General features: G+C 44.0%; 17 protein-coding genes and 6 pseudogenes. 7 read left to right on the top strand and 16 right to left on the bottom strand.

Translation table 11 applies throughout. The features are described 5' to 3' along the window. Positions 1-135: 135 nt before the first annotated feature. A complete protein-coding gene (locus ACWATR_RS32800) occupies positions 136-336 on the top strand; it encodes a hypothetical protein (RefSeq protein ID WP_460342226.1) in 201 nt (66 codons plus the stop codon). 300 nt (positions 337-636) lie between these two features. On the opposite strand, the pseudogene groL reads toward ACWATR_RS32800, so the two are convergent. Further along, a pseudogene (groL, locus tag ACWATR_RS32795) lies at positions 637-1959 on the bottom strand (chaperonin GroEL); the annotation flags it as partial. Between the two features lie 60 nt (positions 1960-2019). Further along, positions 2020-3514 (bottom strand): annotated as a pseudogene (locus ACWATR_RS32790) (ISNCY family transposase). A gap of 1162 nt (positions 3515-4676) precedes the next feature. Between ACWATR_RS32790 and ACWATR_RS32785 the strand changes: the two are divergent. Next, positions 4677-5126, top strand: coding sequence for a DUF1931 family protein (locus ACWATR_RS32785; protein ID WP_011316756.1), 450 nt, complete (start codon positions 4677-4679; stop codon positions 5124-5126). A 502-nt stretch (positions 5127-5628) separates the two neighbouring features. Here the strand turns inward: ACWATR_RS32785 and ACWATR_RS32780 are convergent. Further along, the gene (locus ACWATR_RS32780) at positions 5629-6816 is read right to left on the bottom strand and encodes an NADH:flavin oxidoreductase/NADH oxidase (protein WP_041457396.1); all 1188 of its coding nucleotides are present in this window, start codon (positions 6814-6816) and stop codon (positions 5629-5631) included. Positions 6817-7406: 590 nt separating this feature from the next. On the opposite strand from ACWATR_RS32780, the gene ACWATR_RS32775 reads away from it, so the two are divergent. Beyond that, positions 7407-7625 carry a metallothionein gene (locus ACWATR_RS32775; RefSeq protein WP_062296333.1) on the top strand — a complete coding sequence of 73 codons (219 nt, stop codon included), beginning with the start codon at positions 7407-7409 and terminating at the stop codon, positions 7623-7625. A gap of 194 nt (positions 7626-7819) precedes the next feature. Here the strand turns inward: ACWATR_RS32775 and ACWATR_RS32770 are convergent, their stop codons facing one another. The 4 genes from ACWATR_RS32770 to ACWATR_RS32755 form a co-directional block, all read right to left on the bottom strand. Then, entirely contained in the window at positions 7820-8080 is a 261-nt protein-coding gene (locus ACWATR_RS32770; RefSeq protein WP_460342221.1) for a hypothetical protein, read from the bottom strand. A gap of 385 nt (positions 8081-8465) precedes the next feature. Next, positions 8466-9842 carry a glucose-6-phosphate dehydrogenase gene (zwf, locus tag ACWATR_RS32765; RefSeq protein WP_460342218.1) on the bottom strand — a complete coding sequence of 459 codons (1377 nt, stop codon included), beginning with the start codon at positions 9840-9842 and terminating at the stop codon, positions 8466-8468. 98 nt (positions 9843-9940) lie between these two features. Continuing rightward, the gene (gnd, locus tag ACWATR_RS32760) at positions 9941-10942 is read right to left on the bottom strand and encodes a phosphogluconate dehydrogenase (NAD(+)-dependent, decarboxylating) (RefSeq protein ID WP_460342663.1); all 1002 of its coding nucleotides are present in this window, start codon (positions 10940-10942) and stop codon (positions 9941-9943) included. A gap of 26 nt (positions 10943-10968) precedes the next feature. Further along, the gene (locus ACWATR_RS32755; protein WP_460342215.1) at positions 10969-11460 is read right to left on the bottom strand and encodes a hypothetical protein; all 492 of its coding nucleotides are present in this window, start codon (positions 11458-11460) and stop codon (positions 10969-10971) included. 296 nt (positions 11461-11756) lie between these two features. Here ACWATR_RS32755 and ACWATR_RS32750 point away from each other — a divergent pair, with 296 nt between their 5' ends. After that, positions 11757-12656 (top strand): hypothetical protein, encoded by a 900-nt coding sequence (locus tag ACWATR_RS32750; protein WP_460342212.1) that lies wholly within the window; start codon positions 11757-11759, stop codon positions 12654-12656. A gap of 672 nt (positions 12657-13328) precedes the next feature. Beyond that, positions 13329-15491, top strand: coding sequence for a hybrid sensor histidine kinase/response regulator (locus ACWATR_RS32745; RefSeq protein WP_460342209.1), 2163 nt, complete (start codon positions 13329-13331; stop codon positions 15489-15491). 92 nt (positions 15492-15583) lie between these two features. On the opposite strand, the gene ACWATR_RS32740 is transcribed toward ACWATR_RS32745, so the two are convergent. After that, positions 15584-15736 (bottom strand): hypothetical protein, encoded by a 153-nt coding sequence (locus tag ACWATR_RS32740; RefSeq protein ID WP_153228379.1) that lies wholly within the window; start codon positions 15734-15736, stop codon positions 15584-15586. Positions 15737-16113: 377 nt separating this feature from the next. Here ACWATR_RS32740 and ACWATR_RS32735 point away from each other — a divergent pair. Further along, a pseudogene (locus tag ACWATR_RS32735) lies at positions 16114-16308 on the top strand (IS4 family transposase); the annotation flags it as partial. On the opposite strand, the gene ACWATR_RS32730 reads toward ACWATR_RS32735, so the two are convergent. From ACWATR_RS32730 to ACWATR_RS32695, 8 genes and pseudogenes are all read right to left on the bottom strand, one after another. Further along, positions 16301-16429, bottom strand: coding sequence for a hypothetical protein (locus ACWATR_RS32730; RefSeq protein WP_460342672.1), 129 nt, complete (start codon positions 16427-16429; stop codon positions 16301-16303). The pseudogene ACWATR_RS32735 and the gene ACWATR_RS32730 overlap by 8 nt on opposite strands. A gap of 29 nt (positions 16430-16458) precedes the next feature. Next, a pseudogene (locus ACWATR_RS32725) lies at positions 16459-16608 on the bottom strand (glycosyltransferase family 4 protein); the annotation flags it as partial. Between the two features lie 622 nt (positions 16609-17230). Continuing rightward, positions 17231-17614 carry a response regulator gene (locus ACWATR_RS32720; RefSeq protein ID WP_460342205.1) on the bottom strand — a complete coding sequence of 128 codons (384 nt, stop codon included), beginning with the start codon at positions 17612-17614 and terminating at the stop codon, positions 17231-17233. Positions 17615-18166: 552 nt separating this feature from the next. Beyond that, positions 18167-20344: a response regulator gene (locus ACWATR_RS32715; protein WP_460342202.1), complete on the bottom strand. Its 2178-nt coding sequence runs from the start codon at positions 20342-20344 to the stop codon at positions 18167-18169. Between the two features lie 174 nt (positions 20345-20518). After that, on the bottom strand, positions 20519-21031 hold the full coding sequence (gene fldA, locus ACWATR_RS32710; RefSeq protein WP_460342199.1) for a flavodoxin FldA: 513 nt from the start codon (positions 21029-21031) through the stop codon (positions 20519-20521). Between the two features lie 529 nt (positions 21032-21560). Beyond that, positions 21561-22730: a zinc-dependent alcohol dehydrogenase gene (locus ACWATR_RS32705; RefSeq protein ID WP_460342660.1), complete on the bottom strand. Its 1170-nt coding sequence runs from the start codon at positions 22728-22730 to the stop codon at positions 21561-21563. Positions 22731-22944: 214 nt separating this feature from the next. Beyond that, positions 22945-23161: pseudogene (locus tag ACWATR_RS32700) on the bottom strand (alcohol dehydrogenase catalytic domain-containing protein); the annotation flags it as partial. 42 nt (positions 23162-23203) lie between these two features. Next, a complete protein-coding gene (locus tag ACWATR_RS32695) occupies positions 23204-23713 on the bottom strand; it encodes an SRPBCC family protein (protein WP_460342196.1) in 510 nt (169 codons plus the stop codon). A 366-nt stretch (positions 23714-24079) separates the two neighbouring features. Here ACWATR_RS32695 and ACWATR_RS32690 point away from each other — a divergent pair. Continuing rightward, positions 24080-24394 (top strand): annotated as a pseudogene (locus ACWATR_RS32690) (NF041680 family putative transposase); the annotation flags it as partial. Positions 24395-24747: the final 353 nt, after the last annotated feature.

Below are 24747 nucleotides of genomic sequence, written 5' to 3'. Positions count from 1 at the left end.
TGGGGATTGGGACAAGGCAAAATTGTAAGGGGAAAAACAAATAACTTCCCTTTAACCTTTCTCAGTTACGCCAGTTGGCTCAACGGGGGAAACACTCCGAAGTTGCTCCACTTGGTGAGGAAGTTCAAGTCTTGGATGCCACATCCTCCACTTGGGGAGCCACCCCTGTGGGCGGTGAGTCCAGTGCTGCCGGAGGGTTTCCCTCCGCAGGCAACTGGCGAACCCGAAGGGGTTTCCCGACTTGAGGGGAGTGGCGTGAGACCCCAAGACCGGAGTGGCTCCGGTTCCCGTCGAGTTGAAACTTCCGATCTTCGTAGCGTAAAGCCTACGGCATAGCTTCTCTACGAGACGCTACGCGAACGCTTAGAGCGACGCAGGAGCGTCACCCGAAGGGGCAAAGACGACACTTGCACTCAACGAGGGAACCTCCCTACGCTTCGGGAACGCTTTCAGCGAACGGGTTCGGGGGATCGCAATCGGCGGAAACCCTTACGGGTTCGGCAGTTCCTCCACTTGGGGAGACCCCAAGACCGGACTGCCTCACCGCCAAGACTGCGACCCCCTCACCGCAACGCAGTGTCTCCCAAAGACCGCACTTCTCTTTGCACGCGACTGGCTCCCCAATACCCAGTTTCCTCAATAATCGAAGCCTTCGCCAGGGCCAGGGCCGACACCAGCTGGCGCTTTCGCCTGCTTGTCAGGTTTTTCTACCACAACACCCTCAGTGGTCAGCACCATACCACCAATAGATGCAGCATTCTGCAAAGCACTACGAGTCACCTTCGCTGGATCGACAATGCCCGCCTCGAACATATTCACAAATTTATTAGCAACGGCATCGTATCCCTCATCAAAGGGCAGTTCACGGACGCGCTCCACAATCACCGCACCATTAGCACCAGCATTATCAGCAATGCGACGTAGTGGAGCATAAAGGGCGCGAGCCACAATCATAGTGCCCGTCAACTCTTCATCCTTCATTTGGCTCTTTGCCCATTCCTCAAGCTGGGGAGCAATGTGTGCTATTGTTGTACCGCCACCGGGCACAATTCCTTCTTCAACTGCGGCTTTGGTGGCATTAATTGCATCTTCTAGACGTAGCTTGCGGTCTTTGAGTTCAGTTTCGGTGGCAGCACCGACCTTAATCACCGCGACACCACCTGCCAGTTTCGCCAGCCGTTGTTGCAGTTTTTCCTTATCGTAGGAGGATTCAACTTCTTGGATTTGGCGACGAATTTGTTCGATGCGAGCTTTGACAGCTTCTTCGTTGCCTTCTGCCACGATGGTTGTGTCGTCTTTGGTAACGATCGCTCGCCTTGCTATACCAAGCATTTCTAACCTGACATTTTCTAGCTTCAAGCCCGTATCTTCGCTAATCACCTGACCACCTGTGAGCGCCGCGATGTCTTCCAGCATGGCTTTACGTTGAGCGCCAAAGCCGGGAGCCTTCACCGCCGCGACTCGCAGCACACCGCGCAAATGGTTGACAACTAAAGTTGCCAAGGCTTCTTTTTCAATGTCATCTGCAATGATTAGTAGGGGTTTGCCCGTGCGAGCAATTTGCTCGAGAATCGGCACTAAATCTTGAACCATTGTAATCTTGCGATCGGTGATTAAAATGTGGGGTTCTTCCAGCACTGCCTCCATTCGCTCTGGATCAGTCACAAAGTAAGGCGAAACGTACCCTCTATCAAAGCGCATTCCTTCAGTGACTTCCAGTTCGGTCGTTGTGGATCTGCCTTCTTCCAGAGAGATTACACCTTCTTTGCCCACTCTTTCCATCGCCTCAGCCACAATCCGACCCACTTCGGGGTCATTACCCGCTGAAATGGTTGCAACCTGCTCAATGTCCCTAGAATCTTTAATTGGACGGGCGTGTTCTTTAATTTTTTCGATGACGAATTCTGTAGCTTTATCAATCCCCCGTTTCACCGTCAGGGGATCGGCACCAGCCGTAACGGGCTAGACTGTGGTCGGGTAGCAGGACTATATTGCTATAATCTAGCGTGGCAAAACTTACTAGAGAAGACGACTCTCTAAATTAGCCAAGTAACCCTTGGGGTCTCTGCGAAATCGATATTGTTCAATTCTGGCAATGCGTGGTGTTTTTGCAATTGAGAGCGTAATTCGAGCCAAGTATGAATATCAACTTGTGCTAAATCAGATGCGGTAAAAGAATGAAGTTTAGTAGCGATTGCACAGGCAAGTTTGACAGAACCACGAATAACAAGGGATGAGGGGGCAACCTTACGACCAGTACAACGACGTTGATGATGACGTAGCATACCAAAAGCGTGTTCTAAGTCATTATTAGTTCTGGGAAAATCTTCAATTTCGTAACAATGAAAAAGTCCAGACCAGTAGCTATGAGTGGTTTTTATAAAGTTATCAATTGCAGTTTTCAGGGTACCAGCTTTCTGCTTTTGTTGGGACATTTCTGTTAATAGTTGCTGATAGCTTTGTTTGACACCAGCAGCATTAAGACCTATTTTATTATTGAGAATATCACTAGCTTTATCAACCCACTGATATGCAACACTCACAGGTGAAAATAAAGATGCAGTCGCAGATAAACCCTTAGCTATCAGGTGTTTTAGGTTGACTAAGGGTGGGGTTAAAGCACTTTTTTTTCCATCCGTTCTAAGCTTTGCTCTATCAATGTCAAATTTGATTGTAACTTTAATCCAGATGCCTCTAACGGTGGATGACCATCATTAGTTATAGAACTACGTACTGCCGAGCAATAATCTTCGATAATAGTTGCCATTTCCTGAGTTTCATTAGTAACACTACGTTCAATGTCTCGTAATCCTCTAACTTTTTTCTTTAATTCCTTTTTTGCATGTCGATCCGCCTCATATATGGGTTTAATCGCTTCCTTCAAATAATGGTAATGACATAAACCGTGAGCAATTCTAGGTAATGCTAACCTAACAGCTTTGCGAATTGATTGTTGCCCATCACTAACAACTCCATCAATTGGTACATCCAGAGTATTAGCTACTTCTAATAATAACGCCACTAAATCTTCATTTCTTGATGATAATAAGGTTTTAGCTAGTAAGATTTCTCCTGATAAGCAATCTCGAATTACCCATAATACCTCATGTCCAATTTCTGGCTGCATCCCATCAATGGCTAATATCACCCGTCCTTGATTAGCCACTATTGCTTTTAATCTTTTATGGTCTTTTAGCCATAAAGAAAGTAATTCGTCATATCTGTCAATTAGGTGTGTGACCGTTCTTTTACTTATACATATACCATTTAATTCAAGGTGAGCGTGTATTTGGGTAACACTTCTATGTTCCTGGTAGCGTAATGCTCCTATATAAGCAATCACATCTAAACCAAATTCGTTTTGTGGTAGAGCGAGTGACCCTTCTTGCTCTGGTCGATATGCTTTTTTATACCGCATACATGACTTATTTCGACATTGCCGAATTTTTAGCTGTAGTTCTACTACCCCATTTAACGTTCTTATATGTCGAGGATTATTGTATTCATTCCACATTGCTTGACCACACGAAGGGCATTTTTTTTGAACACAATCTAGTACTTCAAACGATGTTGCCTCTGGTTTTAAACTTTTTCTTACCAAGTTTTTGCACCATTATTTCGCTACAAGCTCAAGATTACAGGATTTCTGCTCCTCTCTAGTAAGTTTTGCCACGCTAGAATCTTTCCTTTGCCCGGTTACATTTTTAGGCTAAATGCTTCCTTGGGCAAAACTTTCCGCTTCACACACCGCCGTTACCAGTGGTGCATGGGAAGGTTAGGAACAGTCTTGGACACCAGACTGGAGGAATCGGTTCCTCACTCATCTTTTGGAAGCTTTGTATATAGGGGGCTTCCAACCCTTCGTGCGCCATCGTGTCGCACCCAAAACGGGAAAATTGTACGTTAAGGAATTAGTACAAGCTCCAAAAGCTATACAGAATAGGGCTTTAAGCGATTTAATTTTCAACAATTCATTCTTTCAGCTATCCGAACCGTATTGAGAGCGATTCCTTCCTCTTCAGATGGGTTTAGAGCCATGTTGACTACATATAAATTTATAAAAGTATTACAGTTTTTATAGTATTTATTTTTAAATAAATATACATAAAATCTAGATTAATTTTCAATTTATCCTTAATTGTAATGATTACTTTAGCTGTATTAATTGCACAAAATTTATAGCGTTTGAGAGCAATAATGGAATATTAGACAGTTTATAGTTTATAGCAGCCTCTCCATGAGCATAGCTAAAAAGCTTCAAATTCAGGCATATTGGTCAATTAGCAGATAGGTAAACATAAAGTTTAATAGGTAACTCTACAATTCAAATGAATTTACGCTACTCAAAAGTAGCTTCATTACGTGCAGAAAAAGTTGTACAAAAGTGTTTCCTAAAATTCTCACTTACGATGAGTAAATAGCTGTTAGATAAATCAATATAGTATCGTTAAGATGACAAAAATTAGCACTGCTAATAATGTTTATCAAGAGTATTAGTATTTCTCTTGAACTGTTAACTGAGGGATAAAACAAAAAATGATGTTCAGCAATGGCTGAAACCTAAGTCTCACAATGGTTATAGCGTTTGCGTTAATTCCTTAGCGTACAATTTTCCCGTTTTGGCACAGTCCTGCCAACACTGAGGTTGTTTAATGTTCTCAAAGAGGATTTAAATCATGTCAGTAATCAGTATTTCTAAGTTCGAGCGCTTCTTCCGTACTGTGGCAGGTCTAGACGTGGACAAGAACGACCTTAAGCGTTACAGCGACTTCGTCAATCATAAAACCTACGATCTTCTCCTTCGTGGCCAGGCTACGGCGAAGGCGAACGGGCGCGACATCATCGAACCTTTTGATGTACCTATTACAAAGGGACTGGAGGAGAGAATTCACAACTTCAAGGAGATCAACGAGGAGATTGAGCTAAAGCCCATACTGGATTACATGACGACGCGGCCACTGCTCGACCTGGACTACAGTAAAGAGACCGAGGCACGGCTTCCAGACATCGTGGGTGGACTTAGTGTGGCACTTGCCCGCACCTTCAAGATCATCGATCCCGATCTCAAGAACCCCCAGACGATGCACTGGGAGCGCGCCTTCAGCATTTTTGACTTGCTGCTGTAGACTCAGTGAATAGATGGAACGGCATCGAAAAATGGGCGGGGGCTACTTCCGCTTTTTTGTCAAATACCAAGATTAACAATTAGCCCTTTCAAGGTAACTCGAAAAACTCTTATTTCTTCTCAGCATTCTCTGTGTTCTCTGCGGTTTGAAAGTATTTTTTTAACCTTAGAGGTGCAGAGACCACAGCGAAAAGTTCCTCGAAGACGGGTTTCCCGGCGTAGGAAACTTTTCAAGAGAGAGGTAAGCGGCTATTGAGGAATTTATCGTCGAGAACTTTTATCCACCTTGAAAGGGATAGTCCTAATATATTTGACCCGATTAAGTACTTTGCTGCCCCAGAAAATCAAGACTTAGGAGTAGTCAAAGCCCTGCCAAAGCCAGTCTCCAAGCTTGATTTATCGCCTTTTCCTGCACCCTCTTGACAAATGTGCAATTACCTTAACCTCTCACTGATGCCCCTGCCTTCTCTAGTTGATCCCACTGTTGTGCAACGTCAAATTTTTCACCTTCTCTGTCGTTTAACTGCATAACCGTAAGGCACAGGCCAATTAGGTTCTTCATCCAAGCTACAACGGGCATAAATCGACCAGTATGGATTGCGGAGTAATTCTCGACCGATGAGAACCAAATCTGCACACCCACGAGTAATTATTTGGTCGGCATACTCAGCCTCATTTATCAGCCCCACAGCTCCTGTCATGATCCCAGCCTCTTCTCGGATTTTGGCAGCAAAAGGGACTTGATAGCCTTTCTCCACAGGAATTCTGGCATGGGGTACTAAACCTCCTGTTGAAACATCGATCAAATCAACGCCTAGAGTCTTTAGTTCACGGGACAATATGATTGATTGCTGGAGATCCCAACCTCCTTCTACCCAGTCGGTAGCGGAGATGCGTACAAAAAGCGGCATCCCGTTGGGCAAAACATCTCGTACTCGCCTTACTACTTCCAGTAATAAACGCATTCGGTTCTCCAACGAACCGCCGTAACGATCTGTTCGGCGATTACTGAGTGGTGAAAGAAAAGAATGCAATAAGTATCCATGTGCTGCGTGGATTTCAATCATTTGAAAACCTACTTGCAGGGCACGCTGCGCTGCTGCAACGAACGCGAAGATCGTTTCTTGAATACCACGCTCATCGAGGGATATCGGTACAGGAGCGTTCTCTTGAAAAGGAATTGGGCTAGGTGCGACAGGTTGCCAACCTCCTTGTTCAGGTGTCAGTGGCGTACCGCCTAACCAAGGAACATTGCAACTTGCCTTCCTTCCAGCATGGGCTAATTGAATCCCTGTAACAGATCCCTGTTGGCGAAGGAAGCGCACAATGCGAGTTAGTGGCTCGATTTGCTTGTCGTCCCAAAGCCCAAGGTCGCCAGGTGTAATCCGTCCTTGGGGTGTTACGGCTGTCGCTTCAACCATAATCAGACCAGTTCCTCCCACAGCCCGACTCCCTAAGTGGACGAAGTGCCAATCGTTAGCAAATCCATTCTCTGCTGAGTATTGACACATTGGTGACATCGCCACGCGACTTGGCAAGGTGATATCTCGAATTATTAGTGGAGTAAACAAATCCACTTCGGGTATTTCCGAGTCGTGCAGACTCCTTGATTGACAGCCTTGATAACCTGGGGTTTTTAATTCGGTCTGGGCTGGAGATGATGACAAAGTTGTTATGTTCTGTGTAGTCATGATTTGACTGTTCGGTGCTTTATGAACTCACACTTAACGTTTGACTTTCAACTTTTTTTGGCAGACTGATAGGTGGAAACTGGTATTTATGAATCTTGACGATCGTGTTCTCAAAGGAGTCTCTGCTGATTTGCGATCGCCTAGGTTGGGGCATAGCCCATCGCATCTTTGTGAGCATATTCTCCCAAAATTCCCGCTTGTTGTGAATCAAGCTCACTGAACGCAGCAAAGCGACCATATAAGATTAAAACATCACCGGGACGGACATAGGTAGAACCTTGCGGTGCGCCGATGTATGACCCAGCCTAAATTAGAGTGGCATGTTGGCTCCCACCCAGTTCCATAACATAGACATTGTTTGCTGAACTTGAACACTAACGCTAGTTGGTAAATCTAAGGAAAATCTGAGGAGATGCTGGGAGGCAGAAGGTAGGAGGTAGTCCAGGGGGAACGCATCTTATTTCCTAGAGCCGTTAAAAATCAGGTTGTATAAATTATAGCTATTGAAGCAGCTTAATAGTTACTTGAGACAGATGGTTATTTATTAAACAATTCAATAATATGACTTCAAAACAAATTTGATGTTATCCATGACTACAACCGTTACTCAAATGAAATGTGCTTGTCCATCTTGCCTATGCGTTGTTTCTCTGACTGATGCTGTCATCAAAGATGGTAAAGCTTACTGTGGAGAAGAATGTGCCAATAATCATCCCAATGGGCAAGGCTGTGGTCACACAGGCTGTGATTGTCAATCCAATTCGCTTTTTCCCATTCACAATTCGCAGTTACAATCAGTGGTAGCTTGAACTCACGACCTAGAAGCACCACTGAATCAAAAATTCAGTGGATAATTTTAATGCACTCACGCTCTTTCTGGGGTTCAAAAAGCGTGACAAGACATAGTGAACCGGACGCTTACCTAATGATTAAGTACACAATCATGAAGCAGAGCATCTTTTACTACTGATAGGTCAGTAGAAATGAAAACCGATAAATTTTATCAGGTCACTGTCGGGTTAGTTACAGCTTGCAGTGGGGCAAAGTCTGAGTAAACTTCAGTGGGCAGACAACGCAAGATAATCATCAGTAAGTCAGCTTTAACTTGAGGCGTGGAGAAATCCACAATTCGCCGTAACTTGGTCATAGTAAGGACTGTAGCCACCTCAGCTATGTGATTTAAGGCATCTTCAGGCGATGATTCGGCTTCGTCAATCAGCGTCGGGAAGTATTCACGGGCAAACCACCTTTCCTCATCGCTCAAGTCTGTGAGATTTTTATTACTACCGCTATGAAGACTATCTAATACTCACCGTTCGCGTAATAGAGAATGAATTTGATGAAATAGGGGATATGTGAAGAAGCAAGCTTTCCGAAAACAGGCACTCGCCAAGCCTTGTCCCAGCAAAAAACTTGTTGTGAAGTAACTTTAGGTGGTAAGAGTGAAAAATGGCACACATACCCCAACGAATAATTTCAGAACGAATCGATGATGTTGTTCTGCTGCTAGAGGTGATGAAAAAAATGGGACTGCCGGAAATTTAGTTCGGCGAAGGCTTCTATAATTGCGATTTGAGACATGGGAGAGATGCATTAATGAGTAAACTTGAAAACCAATACCAACTCTTCGAGTACAGTATAGGAAGATATCACGTCTCATTAGGATTATGCCAACCGCCATCTGGGGGAATCATGTGATCCGCTAAAGGAGGCCCCCAGGTATGAGGTGCGTATTCGTAAACAGGGGTTGCTCGATCTAGGATAGGAGCAACAATTTGCCACTGTGCTTCTACTTCATCCTGGCGAGCAAATAACATGGAGTCGCCTTTCATGGCATCTTCAAAAAGCCGCTCGTAGGGATTCATCTCATTGCCATGCTCGACTTGAGCGACTAGTCCGACTTCGCTACCCACCATTCTGTCGCCTGGGGTTTTAGAGCGAATGCCGATCGCAGTCAGCACATTTGGACTAAGACGAAAGTAGAAATAATTTGCTAATCCAAAGGCACGCTCGCCAAAAACATCCTGCGGCGGACGCTTGAGCCTGACCACAACTTCAGTAGTTGTACTCGGTAAACATTTGCCTGCACGAATGTAAATCGGAACGCTAGCCCAGCGCCAAGTATCAATGTTGAGCTTAACCGCCGCAAAGGTTTCGACCTTGGAATCAGGAGCTACACCAGGTTCTGAGGCATAGCCCTTGTACTGCCCGCGCACTACATTTGAGGGTTCGATTGGATCTATGGATTTGAGCAATCGCGCTCTTTCATCTCGGATGGCTTCATGCTGCTCGTTGATGGGCGGATCCATCATTAAACACGCCGTCACCTGAAGTAGATGATTTTGCACCACATCCCGAATAGCGCCTGTCTCTTCATAAAACTGTCCCCGTCCATCGATGCCAAATTTTTCAGCCATCGTGATTTGGATGCTGGCAATACTGACACGATGCCAAATCGGTTCGAGTAATGAATTGGCGAAGCGAGTGTAGAGAAGGTTTTGGACTGGTTCTTTTCCCAAGTAATGGTCAATCCGAAAAATATGACTTTCGGGAAAGATAGAGTGCAGAATGCAGTTCAGTATTCTAGCCGATTCTAGATCGCGTCCAAAGGGTTTTTCTACCATAACGCGACCATTCTTTACACAACTTGATTGACCTAACCCTTCGACAACCGTCGCAAATAAACTGGGAGGAATGGCTAAGTAATACAGAGGAGCTTCAGCTATTTGGAGTACCTGGCATAATTTATCATAGGTGGCGCGATCGCTATAATCACCAAAAATATAGTAAAGTAATGAACACAGTTTCTGGAAAGCTGCCTCATCAACGCCTACCTGTTCCTCCAGGCTCTTACGCACATAAGATTGTAATTGTTCGATGCTCCAATCTCGCCTACCCACTCCAATAATTGGAATGTCAAAATGACCGCGCTGAATCATCGCCTGTAAGGCAGGAAAGATTTTTTTGTAGGCTAAATCACTTGTGATCCCAAAAAATACCAGGGCATCAGAGAGTAAAGCTGCCATGATTAACCTCCATATCGACGCGGACAGAGGAAGCAGGAGAGCAGGGGGGTAGAAGGGCACAGAGGAAAAAAGCTGATTAGAATCCCCGTGTCCCCGTGTCATTTTTCCAAATGCCCACCAAACTCGTAGCGCAACGCAGAGATGAGTTTATTTGCAAATTCTGATTGACCGCGAGAGCTAAATCGTGTGTAAAGAGCTGTACTAAGGACGGGAGTTGGAACTGCTTCTTCAATGGCTGCCATTAGTGTCCATCGACCTTCTCCAGAGTCGGATACGCGTCCCCCAAAGTCGGTTAAGTCGGGATCTTTGACGAGCGCCATAGCTATTAAATCAAGTAACCAAGAGCTAATCACGCTGCCCCTGCGCCATACCTCTGCTATATCTGCAAGATTAAAGTCGTATTGGTAAAATTCAGGATTTCGTAAGGGAGCCGTTTCTGCATCGACTTGATGCAATTGTTTCCCAATATTAGCATGGTGAAGAATGTTCAACCCTTCGGCATAAGCTGCCATGATGCCGTATTCAATGCCGTTGTGAACCATTTTGACAAAGTGCCCTGCACCGTGAGAGCCACAATGCAAATAGCCCTGTTCAGCTGTTCCCCCCATTAACTCACGACCAGGGGTGCGCGGTGCAGCTGATACACCAGGAGCCAGCGCTGCAAAGATGGGGTCAAGATATTTCACCACCGCCAATGCACCACCAATCATGAGACAGTAGCCGCGTTCTGCCCCCCAAATGCCACCGCTAGTTCCACAATCAATGTATTCAATTCCTTTGACTTTTAATTGATCTGCACGACGAATATCATCAATGTAGTAAGAATTGCCACCATCAATGATAATGTCGTCAGCGTCTAGAAACGGGATGAGAGTCTGTAGGGTAGCATCTACTGTCGCGGCGGGTAGCATCAGCCAAACGGTGCGGGGTGGCGTGAGTGCTTCGATGAGTTCAACGAATGATGTTACACCACGAGCGATCGCTCCTTCCTGAACCAGCACCTCTGCTTTTTGTGGCTGACGAGTGTAGCCAATGACGGTATGTCCAGCCTGGTTTAGACGGTGTGCCATGTTAGCTCCCATTCGTCCTAGTCCTATCATTCCCAGTTCCATAACATGCCCTGTATTCAAGTGAGAAAAATTGGGAGTATCCATCCCGCAATAGCACCAGTAGCGCAGACGGCTGTTAGAATCACGAAAACCTCAGTTCGACTTAACTCTATTTCCAGCAAATTTTCGACGGACTGGTCTAATGCCATATCCAGGGTAAAAATGCCAATCCAGGATAGAGCGATCGCTATTGCCCAGCCCAATAATCCGCTTGATATCGATGCTCCAGTTAGAATCCATGCAGAACCGAATGTGAGAGATAACAATCCCGCCCAGACGGGAAAGCCAGTGAGTATGCAGGCACGGACTGTGGCAATTGCCAAAATGAACATCGGTATTGCAATCGTCGAGAAATGGCGATCGAGCCAGAGAGTCCATCCCAATCCTCCAAATCCCAGCATTAGCACCGTCAGCCAAACTAGACTATAGAGAAAATGTTTCCAATAAAATTCTTTTGATTCTGGTCGGTTATGGTCTTGTTCAAATGTGGTTACAATTTTGTTAACCATAGGTCTTATACCTCTCTACAAAGACGAATCAGTTAACCAAGCCTGAATCTGGGATTTGTCCAATTTTTCCCATTTCCTTATCTTCTTAACGAATCTGCCCTAACGTTAGTTGGCAAATCTAAGGAAAATCTGAGCAGATACTGATACTAAATTACGTTTAGAAACACTTATCTCTGCTTTCACAAAAGCATTGCTCTTTAAACATCCTCATTTTTTGCTTAGATTATCTCGCTACAATTTCCATGTTGATCTAGTAATTAGCTCATGCTGCAAGAGGAACCCTAGGGAGTGAGATCATGACTAAACCGATTCAAATTCTGTTACAGACAACAATTCCCACCAATGAAGATGATTGGTATATTGGGCGATTTTCTTTGCTAAAGGACTATTTAGCTTCGTTGAAAAGTGACACTGGGGAACCCCTGTACCAGGTAACAGCAAGGGATCGAGAAAATACTGCCGAAAAAAACGATCCAGTTTTAAGTACGCTGGATAATTCAGATTTTGATGAACTGTGGCTGTTTGCTGTGGATGTAGGGGATGGCATAACTCCAAAAGAGTGTCAGAGCATCAGTGCCTTCCGTCAGCGCGGCGGTGGTTTATTGGTCAGCCGTGACCATCAGGATGTAGGTTGTTCGGTTTGTAATCTTGGCGGTATCGGCGCAGCCCATTACTTTCACAGTAAGAATCCCGATCCCGATCCCTCGCACCACCACCCTGATGACATCTACACTAAGTATATTTCCTGGCCCAACTTCCATTCTGGGTTAAATGGTGACTACGAGAAAATTACTCCCATAGAACCTATTCATGACTTACTCAAGAATCCTACATCACCTTCTGAGGAGATTGAATTCTTTCCGGCTCATCCCCATGAAGGAGCCGTAGGTGTGCCTGCAAACGAGAAGAATGCACGAGTAATTGCCTTGGGTACAAGCTCAGTCTCCGGTCGGGACTTCAACTTAGTAGTTGCTTTTGAAAGTACGCAGGATGAACAAGGAAATATTTTAGGACGTGCGATCGCTGAATCAAGCTTCCACCATTTCGCCGACTACAATTGGGATGTTGATATGGGCGCACCTAGCTTTGTAACCGAACCCCCTGGAGATGGGATGAAGCAAAACCCACAAGCCCTTGAACATATTAAAGCCTATGTGCGAAACTTAGCCCTCTGGCTGGCTCCTACCTCAAGTTAAAGGAAAGTCTCCCATCCTTAAAGATTATGAGTAAACAGCCTTTATCAAACCTTTTTCGATATGTCTTAATTACGAATTATATTAGCGTAGCGGTAGCAAGCCCGCGTTCGCTTTTAGCGTCTCGTAGAGAGCGTCATTACGAATTATAAATTAGTATCACTTCCTGCCTGAGGTCATTCTGCAATCCATCCGATGGTATTGTCTCTATGCCTTCAGTTATCGAGAACTGGAAGAGATGATGCAAGAGACAATAATAGGCTTGGCTCTAGTTACGATTGGTGTAGTCATCTCTTGCCGGGGCTTGAAAACTATCTCTGACGATGCGTATTCAGCCTACTCTGATATTTGAAGGGTTTAACTGTCCCACTTTTGACTAAAAATGGGACAGTAGAGTTGTCCTAGCTTGATTTTGCGTTGATACAGCTTGCTCACTGTAGTCGCCCCAATCATCGAAAATGGGACAGTTGCTCTTAGCGACCATTTTTTCTTTGCTGCTATACAAGCGTTCTTTTTGCAAGATATTAAATAATTTTGAAAGATGAAATATTAAATCCTTTACTGATAAGTCTCTTTATATATATACATATGTAAAGGAAGACTCATAAATTTTTTGTTAACTGTTACAAATAGGAAAGATGGCTGTGATTTTGAAATCCTACCTATATTTAGAGTATGCGTTTATCTCAAAACACTACTCCAGCAGCCACAGAAACGGAAGTTTTGATTACAGAGAAACTGGTTAGTCGTCCAACAAGACAGCCAGACTTAGCTGATGAAAACCAAGCCCTCCACACACTATCCCAACACCTGAGTGATGAACCGCAATTACTACTCAAAACTCTAGTGCGGATTGGACTGGAATTATGTCAAGCTGATTCAGCCGGAATTAGCTTACTGGAAACACAATCCAATGGCGAATCTAGATTTCGCTGGGTAGCAATTGCAGGCGCATTGGAGTTTTTAGAACAAACCACGACTCCCGGTAATTTTAGTCCCTGTGGCACGACACTTTCTGCTAAACAAGTACAACTTTATACTTATCCAGAACGCTATTTTACTTACTTACATCATCCACTGTTCCCGATTGTTGAGGGATTGCTAATTCCGCTATACATCAATAATCAACCATTAGGCACTCTTTGGATTGTGTCCCATCAGGAAACACGACGCTTTGATGGTGAGGATCATCGGCTGATGAGCCGTTTAGCAGGTTTTAGTGCTTCTGCTCTGCAAAGTCTTAATTATTGGCATCAAAAGGCAGAGAATGCTGTACGTCAAGAGCAAGCAATTCGTGCAAAGCTCAATTACACTCAAGCTCAGTTTGAGGCACTGGTAGCAAATGTGCCTGGGATAGTATATCGTTACTCACCCTGCCCAGATCATCCTTATCGATTTACTTTTTTCAGTTCCGGCTGTTATGAACTATTGGAATTGGAGGCACAAACAATTGTTCAAGACGGCAATGCCTTTGTGCAATTAATTCATCCAGAAGATGTAGACTCGTTTAAATCTTCAGTCACTCATGCTGTAGAGAATTTTTTCCCCTGGCGGTGGGAAGGACGGATTATTACTCCATCAGGTAAACTCAAATGGATTGTTGGTAGTTCCCGTGCCGTGCCAACGACAGAAGGCAACGCATGGGATGGGATACTGATAGATATTACAAATCATAAACTGGCAGAAGCAGAGTTACGCCAATCACGAGAAGAAGCCCAAGCCGCAAACCGAGTAAAAGATGAGTTTTTAGCGGTGCTTTCACATGAGTTACGCTCACCGCTAAATCCGATCTTAGGTTGGTCTAGTCTTCTTTTAAAACGCAAGCTCTCTGAAGCTAAGATAGAAGAAGGACTGGCAACTATTCACCGCAATGCTCAATTGCAATCAGAACTGATAGAAGATTTGTTGGATGTTTCACGCATTTTGCGAGGCAAACTTAACCTGAATTGCAGTCCGGTAGACCTTACAGCTACGATTATGGGGGCAATGGAAACGGTACAGCTGGCAGCCCAAGCCAAGTCAATCACTCTGCAAGCAGCACTTGAACCAAATATTGGTCAGGTTAGAGGTGATGCAACTCGTTTGCAACAGGTGATTTGGAATCTGCTCTCCAACGCCGTCAAATTTACCCCTCCGGGCGGACAGGTGAACATCCATTTAGAGCAGCTAGGCAATGTGGTTCAAATTACTGTTAGCGATACAGGCAAAGGTATTGCTCCTGACTTTCTAGCTTATATTTTTGACTACTTCCGCCAAGAAGATGGCTCCATCATTAGAAAGTTCGGTGGGCTAGGATTAGGTTTGGCGATCGCACGCCACTTGGTAGAACTGCATAGTGGCACAATCGAGGCGCAAAGTCCAGGTGTTGACCAAGGAGCTACTTTTATCATCCGATTACCATTAATGTCTCCCCAGCCGACAACAACTCAGGATAGTAAATTGTCTGATTTATCCATTGATTTGAGTGGTGTCAAAGTTTTAGTAGTGGATGATGAGCCTGATACTAGGGAATTGGTTGCGTTTGTGCTAGAGCAGCATGGAGCCAGCGTCACTGCCGCTTGTTCAGCACAAGAGGCACTAACCATACTTAACCAGTCTAATTTTGATGTTTTACTGAGTGATATTGGGATGCCTAATATTGATGGTTATATGTTGATACAGCAACTCAGAAATTTATGGCCGCAATATAGACAAATAAAAGCCATCGCTTTTACAGCTTATGCTGGTGAAATAAATCAGCAACAGGCACTAAAAGCTGGTTTTGATCGGCATATATTCAAACCAATCGAACCATTAACGTTAGCACAAGCCATTTCTGACTTGGTTCGCTCTACTTAGCCATTCGTCACATCAATAATATAGTCAGTCGCGCTAAATTTTTGGGCTAATACGTGGCATCAAGAGCGAATATTATTGATTCTACACGAAAATCACTCTAAGCCGTTGACCCCAGAACAGCTATCTCGGCTCAACCTCATTGTCTCGCACCGTTCTTGCTCGGTCGCACCAAGGGCGATCGCTGCATCAACTACGATGTCGTAAAACTTCCAATTGTTATTTGGTTGGAAGTATTTCTTAATCACCCATTTCTTGCCTTTGTTTCGGTGTTTTCGATATGCTCATTTAATGAGCATTCTGAACACTTTATGATCAACGTAAGAGAACGTCCTAGAACTGAGAGCCTGTCAAGAAACAACTTTTACAATTTATTATCTGGAAAGCTTACTGAGAAAGCATTTCTAGCTAAAAAGAGGCAAGGTTGTTACTTGACAAGCTCTGACCGCATTTCGGTAGAAATTTCTCCATCCTCTTAATATTGGGTTAGGGACTTCCAAAAAATAAAATATACAAATCATAAAAATGTATCCTGTCAGAAATGTTGAATGTTAAGAAAAGTTAGATAAAAATAGCCCAGAATATGGTATTTTTGGGCGAATGGTTAAAAGATATTAGTTTAATTGTGATTATAAATTCATTTCCAAAAATTGTCAAAGACATCCTGAAAAATCTACCAAAAAACGATTATTCTATATTGAACAGTCGTCTATTCTTTAAGTGCTGGCTATCGTATGCCCTGGATAACAGTTTAACCAGTATGCGAGATTTATTTAAAAGATTAAATAACACAGGATTTGATTTAGATATTTCTATTTATTTTGAGTCATGCGCTCTGCCAGAATCTGCCAATAAACTTCTTCATAGCTATCTACCATTTTTTGTACGTTAAAACAATTCTCCACATGTTGACGACAAGCATGACGATCTAGTTCTGCCACTTTGTTAACGGCATTAACACATTCAAAAATAAAGTTATTGAATCTCCCGATGCAAATAGCGTTACTTCATGCCCTCGCCGAACTAATTCATCGGTCAATAAGCCCACGACTAATTCTGTTCCACCATAACCAAGAGGTGGAACTCTCTCCCAAAGAGGAGCAATTTGAGCAATCCGCATAGAAACTCCTAAAAACTTAAGACTAGAATTTCAAGAAAGTCTTTCTTTTAAAAAGGGTTTTACAGTGTGCGCTTGCCCTTGACCGCAGCTTCCGTAACACTACCCCTATATGTCTTTTAATTATCAAACTTGGGACAAATTGATTTTCCTAACTTTTCTATTGCTTAGAGTTATAGTTAAAAAAAAATACTTATATTCTTTCAATAGTCTTAGGTTTCCAATAAATTGATACTTCAAAAGTAGTAATTGGCAGTTACCATATTTATATACAAAAATACTTAGTTAATTTACAAAACAGTTGCGTTTTCAGAAGCAGAAATGGTGTTAGCACAACGCCAGCAAGCCTTCTCCCAAAAAGCAGAACAGCGCGAACGCATCTAAATATTGGTGTTGCATAATAGAGGGATGAATTAAATTATTTTTAGCAGTAAGCTAAGACGGCGCTTTTTTGACAATCAAGCTGTTAAGTTATTTCTGCAATGTACTGCACTTAATCGCATGATTCAATTAAGCAAACCAGATAGCTACAAAGTGGAAAAATAATCATTAACTCTGCTAATAGTTGGTGTGTCTTTTTTCTGTTTCATGCAACAAAGCCTAAAAAAGGCATTGCACTCTAACCTCACCACCCCAGTTGCTCAATAATCTGCTCGCCAAGCTGCAAGACATTGAACGGCTTCAGGATCACTCCAGCAAATTCAGAGGGGTCAAATCCCAGCGAATCGTCTGACGGGTCTGTGGCGGTAAACAAGATAACCGGAATCGACTGCGTAGTCGGATTAGTTTTCAAAGATTGCAGCATAGTCAGTCTATATTGACCACACAGGCTCAGATCGAGCAAAATCACGTCTGGTTGCTGCTTTTCTGCCTGCATCAGTCCTGCCTGTGCAGACTCAGCTGTGAGGATTTTCCAGCTTTTGAGGCGTTCTAGCGTGAACTTGACAATGCTGCACAGGTCAGGTTCGTCGTCAATCACCAGGATGCATCGATTTGTATAAGAGGACATAATACCAATTCGTTATTCGTAATGAAGGGGCGTCAGATTTAATCTGGTTTCATGCGATCCAACTTCTCTCTAAATTGATTGATGGAAAATAACAAAGTACGTTCGCGTAGCATTGCCGCTAGCATCATTATTTGAATCAATCCCTTGAGAGCTAATTTGTAAACTAAAGTAAACTACTTGTCTAGTAAGGGTTTTAGGCATTTAAGTTAATAAAGCGCTTATTCGCTGAAACTCAGACCTAGTAATGAGTTAAGTACCCTTAAGATTTTCTTTACGAATCAGCTCTAAAAGATGAAGTATCAATTACTAATTAGGAATTTCCAAGAAATAAATTATCCAATTTATTCATAATTCTATTTTTCTTACTCCCCCTGCTCACGCCAGTTTGCTCAAGTCGGGAAACCCTTTCGGCAGTTCCTCCTGGGGGAAACCCTCAGGAGGAACTGCCGACGCTCCTGCGTCGCTACCGCTACGCTAACACCACAGCACTGGCTCCCCTGCTAACACAGTGATTGGTTATTTTTTTATTTGGAAGTCGCTTATTTTAAATCCCTACCAGGAATTGAAATTTAAAATTCGCTGAATCAAATCGGCTTCTACGATTGGTTTTAAGATATAGTCATCTGCCCCCGCTGCTAGGGCCCGGTACAGGGTATCAGCATCGGCATGAGCCGATAACAACAACACAGGTAGCCGACTCCAACGCGGATCGCTCTTGACTACCTGGCATAGTTCAATGCCGCTAAACCCCGGCATAGCAACATCCAGCAATAGCAGATCGGGAGTGGTGGCTTCCAAGTATTGCCAAAACTGGCTTGAATCTGCCAAGGTTGTGACCTGAAAGCCCCACGGTTGCAGTTGGGCTTCTAATATGGACAACAATGCCGGATCGTCATCCACAATCAGCAGTCTGGCATTGATAGTGTCAATCCGGTGGAGGAGTTGGCTGACGGCTTGAAACACTTCGGTAGGCGTGGCAGGCTTTTGCAAAAAGGCGTTAGCTCCTAAACGGGTGACTTCCACACGCTTGGTTAAATCGCCAAGTCCTGTCAGCACCAGCACAGGAATAGTGGAAAATTGGTGCTTCAACTGTGCCAGTAGGGTCAAGCCGCTTTCGGTGGTATTGGGAAAGGTAAGATCCAATATGATGGCATCGGGTGTGAGGTACTGAAGGCGTTGGCGGGCGAGGGTAAGGTCAGTGACGGTTTCCAGGTGAATGCTCCAGTTTGAAGCATTTGCCTGCATTCGCTCAATCAAGTCAGTATCATCATCAATCAACAAAACCACGCGATCGCTAGACTTCAGTACTGGAGTGGGCGCTGTTGTAGCAAAAGTAGGTAACTGCTGGATAACTTGCCTCAGTTGCCCAAGCAGCGATTTTAGTTGAACCGCTTCCTCTGATTGGACAGCAGCCGTTGGTGTTTTCAAGGTGCGTTCGATCTGGCGGGCAAGTTCTGCTGCTTGCGGCATACCAAATGCCCCCAAAGAGCCAATCAGCCGATGGGCGATGGTCTGGGCGAACTGCCGTCCGTCAGGGGTGAGACTATTAGTAAAGAGGTGGGCGATCGCCTCCTCCAGCTTTGCTAGTTGGCCCTGCAATCGCTCCTGAGAATCCTGCCACATCTGCTGAATTGCCGCCACTGCCTCCGCCTCTGCATCATATCGATTTGCATTCAGCAGGTAGGATGAGGAAAACGCAGAGATGGGGAGATGCGGTGAACCAGCACCTTGGACTGAGCCGCTTTGCGGTGAAGAAGTCGGAGTCTTGGATGTCGCATTCTCCACTTGGGGAGCCACCCCTGTAGGCGGGTTTCCCGACTTGAGGGGAGTGGCTCCATTTCCCGTCGAGTCCGTTAGCGCAGCGTTAGCGACGTTAAGAGCGTCACTTCCGAACCCAGAAGGCAAAGACTTGTGGCGACTGGTCGCCCCAAAGGGTAACGCGGAGAGCCTATCAAATATATTCCCCGTGTCCCCTTGTCCCCGTGTCTCCGTATCCCCACGTCCCCGCGTCTCCGTATCCCCGTGTCCTTGCTCCGACCCCTGCTCCCGCTCTTCTGGCACAGATTTCAGCCGATACCCCAGCCCATACAATGTTTCAATTGGATCGGAATTCAGCCCAGCCATCTGGAGTTTGCGCCGCAACCCGCGAATTTGAGTTGTTATAGCTTCTTCACCGGGACATTCATCAATCGAACAGATGCGATCTAGCAGAGTCCTTCGGTCAAAAATCCGCCGCGGATGTCGCAAAAATAGCTCCAGCAGTTTGTATTCTTTAGGCGTGAGATGTAAGCCTTTGCCTTGACACATGACTTCGCAATTATTCGGATCGAGCTGCAACTGACCCCAGCAGAGTACTTTGGTTAATACTGTGCTGCCTCGTCGCAGTAATGCCCGAATCCGAGCTAGCAGTTCTGATAGCTCATAGGGTTTGGTAATATAGTCATCTGCTCCTGCCTCAAAGCCTGCTATTCTATCTGCCGGATCAACCTTCCTTGTGAGCAGCAAAATAGGCTCTTGCTGATTCTGTGTCCTTAGTTGGCGACACAGACGAATTCCATTCTCATCGGGTAGCATAACATCTAGCACGATCAGGTCATACTCTGTTGCCTCAGCTAACTCTAGTGCCGATCGACTATCACTAGCGGTATCAACTGTAAACTGCTGTGCTACCAAAGAAGTGGTGAGAGCAGCCGCCGTATCTCGATCATTCTCAACGATAAGCAGTTTCATAAAACCTATTTTTCAGGCAATTGAGCCAAGTATTTCAAAGGCAACCCGAAGCAAGCAAGTTATGTTTTAGAGAATGGTTTTCAGTAGTTTCTATCGCGCAGTTTCATCTTTGAGACGGGCAAATAATTCTCAAATTTACCTAATTAGGTAACAAGCATTTTAGTGAATAAAGCTTTACAAACCAAACTCTAGCTTCAATTGTGTAACCCAAGCTTTGATTCTTTCCTCTGTTAAATCGGATTGATTATCTTCATCAAGGGCAAGACCTACAAATTTACCATCACGAACAGCTTTAGACTCGCTGAATTCATAACCTTCTGTAGGCCAATAGCCAACTGTTTCAGCACCATTTTCTGAAATTTTTTCCTCTAGAATACCGAGTGCATCTTGAAATGTATCTGGATAACCAACCTGGTCTCCAGTACCAAAATAAGCAACTTTTTTGCCCGTGAAGTCAATGTTATCTAACTCATCATAAAAATCTTCCCAATCACTTTGCAATTCTCCAACATTCCAAGTAGGACAACCAACAATGATATAGTCGTAGTTATTAAAATCACTTGGTTCAGCTTGTGAAATATCATATAAAGTTACAACACTATCACCACCAAACTCCTTCTGAATTATTTCTGATTCAGTTTGGGTATTGCCTGTTTGAGTACCAAAAAATAAACCAATATTAGACATTTGTACTCCTTTTACAGCAGTGTGCTTGATGGCTGGTTAAATTGAAAGTAGGTGGCTTGAATGCTGACTAAAAGATATGTACTAAAAATTATTTCCTAACCAACGATTTTTGCCATCGTTAGCAACCTCCTTCAAAGATTAAGATAAAAAATTGAGAGTTTGGATTCAGGACAAGTTGAACAAATGCCAATCGCCAAATTAGTGATGAGTGAGGAGCAGGGGCTAGTAAGTCAAAAGGTAAAAGTAAAAAGAAAAGAATTAAGAATTAAGAATTAAATTTCAAGACTCCATCAGTTCTCTTTTGCCTTTTGCGCTTCGGGTGACGCTCCTAACGTCGCTAACGCCACTTGCTTTATGCAGGTGCTCCCGTCCACCGCAGTGGCTCACCCTTTTAGTTTTGACTTCATCTTGGGGAGTAGGAGAAGCAGAGGGAGCAAAGAGAAAGTTTTAGTAATTTTTACTACCTGAATAGCTCTGAATACACTTGTTTCTTTCTCTCTCTCCCACTCTCCGTGTCTTTTCTCCTGCCTTATGGTTTGAGTACAACTTTGATACAGTTTTCCTTCTTGTCTTTGAAAATTTCGTAACCTCGGGGTGCTTCATCTAACGGTAGACGATGGGTGATTACGAAAGATGGATCGATCCTGCCATTTTGAATGTGATCGAGTAACGTGTTTAAGTACTTATGAACGTGCGTTTGTCCCATTTTGAATACTAAGGCTTTGTTCATGGCAGCACCCATAGGTATTTTGTCTACAACGCCGACATAAACACCAGGAATTGACACGTGACCGCCTTTGCGACAGTCAATCATCACTTGCCGCAGCACATGGGGGCGGTCTGTTTCCAGACGCACTGCTTGCTTTACTTCGTCGTATACTCCTTCTAGACCCGTGCCGTGTGCTTCCAACCCCACAGCATCAATGCAAGCATCTGGGCCGCGTCCACCTGTCATTTCTTTGAGGGCTTCACTAACATTTACTTCCTCATAGTTAAGGATTTCTGCCTTGCTTTGATCTTTAGCCATCTGTAGGCGTTCGGGAATTCGATCAATAGCGATGACTCGTTCAGCACCAAGTAAATAAGCACTTCTTATTGTGAATTGTGCGACTGGGCCACACCCCCAGACTGCGACAATATCACCGGGCTGAATATTACAGTTATCTGCCGCCATATATCCGGTGGGGAAGATATCTGTTAGAAACACTACTTGTTCGTCTGTTAGTCCATCAGGAATCTTAAACAAACCAGTATCGGCAAAAGGAACGCGGGCATATTCAGCTTGACCACCAGCATAGCCACCTAGCATATGAGAGTAGCCAAAAATACCAGAGGGTGAATAACCCATGAATTTTTCTGCTAACCAAGCGTTTGGGTTAGAGTTATCGCACAATGACCAGAAGTCATGTTGACAGTACCAGCAGTTACCACAGGCGATAGGGAATGGTACAACCACGCGATCGCCTATATTTAAATTTTTGACGGCACTGCCTATTTCAACGACTTCCCCCATCATTTCATGACCCAGGATATCGCCCTTTTCCATTGTAGGGACGTAGCCGTTATAAAGGTGTAAATCAGAACCGCAAATTGCTGTTGTCGTGATTTTAATAACGGCATCACGCGAATTAATGATTTTTGGATCGGGTACTGTTTCCACCCGTACATCGTTGACACCGTTCCAGCAAACTGCTTTCATAGCCATTAGTCCTTTGTCGATAGTTAGTTATCAGTTGTCAGTGGTTATTTTCCTTGTCTCCTCTACTCCCCTGCTCCTCTCAGTTCCCAACTCAAGCCTGTAACCTAACTTTTATGCAGTGGTCTTTTCTTTGGTTGAACAGCTCGAAACCATGCTTGGCTTCTGTTAGGGGTAAGTGATGCGTGAACACAGCAGATGGATCGACTTCGCCCTTCAATACGCGATCGCCTTTTTTCAATTTCTTGACTTCATTACCAAATATCAACGATTTCTCCCATAAACTCGTGACCAATAATGTCACCCGGTTCCATCGTCGGGATGTAGCCATTGTAGATATGCAAGTCAGAACCGCAGATGATTGCTAATGTAACTTTGAGGATGGCATCGCGGGGGTTAATTATTTTTGGGTCTGGCACTGTTTCTACCCGCACATCGTTAGTGCCGTACCAACAAACATTTCATAGCAATATTTATTAACCTCGCGGTTGACCTTCTGTTGTGGCAATCTCGCCTGCTTCCATCAGCATTCTGAAGCCGCGTAAATCTTCTTTAATTTGCAGTTCTGGGTCTTCGCCAAATAATTTAGCGATGTCTATGACGGGCTTCGCCAACGCAGCCCCAATTTCACCCCCAGGCGGGGTAAATTCTCGGACTGTTTTTACCTCAGTACCACGATTCCCAGGTGCTGGCTTGAAGTGGACGCGACCAGAGGTTTCAATTGCTGCGCCTTCAACCGAAGTCCAGGCAATCAATTCGTTTTCTCGGTCTTCGGTAATGACTACATCCCACTCAACGCTTCCATTTAAGAATCCTTTGCTAATCCAGTGCGATCGCTTTTCGTCGTGTACCCTCACCTCTTTGAGATGCTTGATGAAGCGTGGCAAGTTATCAAAGTTACGCCAAAAGCGATAAAGTTCCTCTACTGGTTTGTTAATGGTTAAAATCTTTTCAACTTTGACCTGTTGGTTCATGACCGTACTCATGACCATTGCCTCTTGTGCTTGCTATATGTGTTTTAATTATCAAAGTTGGGACAAATTGATTTGTTCTAACTCTTCTATTGCTTAGAGTTATAGTTTAAAAAAAATTACTTATACTCTCTCAATAGTCTTAGGTTCCCAATAAATTGATACTACAAAAGTAGTAAATAGCAGTTCTTAAGGGATGACAAAATACCCTAAAATGGATATAGGACAATGAGTGTAGCAACTTATGGTAAAACAAAAATAGCATTCATTCGCAATAAGCTCTATTTACTGGACTTTGGACTAAAAGGCTAGAGAAAAGCAGTCAGCAGTAACACTGGCTGCCGTAAAGTCAATGAAAGTAATCGATAAATCATTGACGTGATGATCCTGACACAACTAGAAAAATTCCGCCAAGCTATCTACGATTGTTTGGGGAAGGCCAAAGATGCAGTATTTGAATTGATGGATGCAGTATTAACCAGTCCGAGCATCCCATCGTTTGTAAGCTTGTCACAAAGCCCAGTATTTCGACGGCAATGGTCGAGCGTTTATGCAGCACTGCATGATAGTCGTCCACCGAAAATGTTGCTGATGAAGCTGCTCGTACAGGAGATAGCGACTGATGAACAGCCATTTCTAGCAGGAGATCATAGCTTTTGGGCACGACCAGAATCGAAGACACTAAAAGAAAGAACCTAGCGTGGCAAAACTAGCTAGAGCAAAAACTTAAACGTAGTAAATTCGTTATTATTGAAAATTTTGGTTTACCTATTTACGCCTATTTCAATCATGAAAAATCTACTCTAGCAAGTTTTACCACTCTAGGAAAGAACTTTTTATGGAGATAGAGGGGGGAGCATAGGCATCGGACAAAGTTACAAGAACTCTTGCATAAATATTTTGTGGTATGATTATGGGTTATTCTAATTTCAGTTTTTGGTAAGAATTTATAAATTGTTTCGAGCAAGTATTATCAGACGATGGCAACGAAAACACCGCAGGCATCGCTAACTAAAAAAATGGCAGCAAACGTTGTTTCAGTTATTGAT

Source organism: Nostoc sp. UIC 10890 (assembly GCF_054786515.1).
The sequence above is the reverse complement of the archived record's forward strand: the minus strand, read 5'-3'. Positions and strand labels throughout refer to the sequence as shown.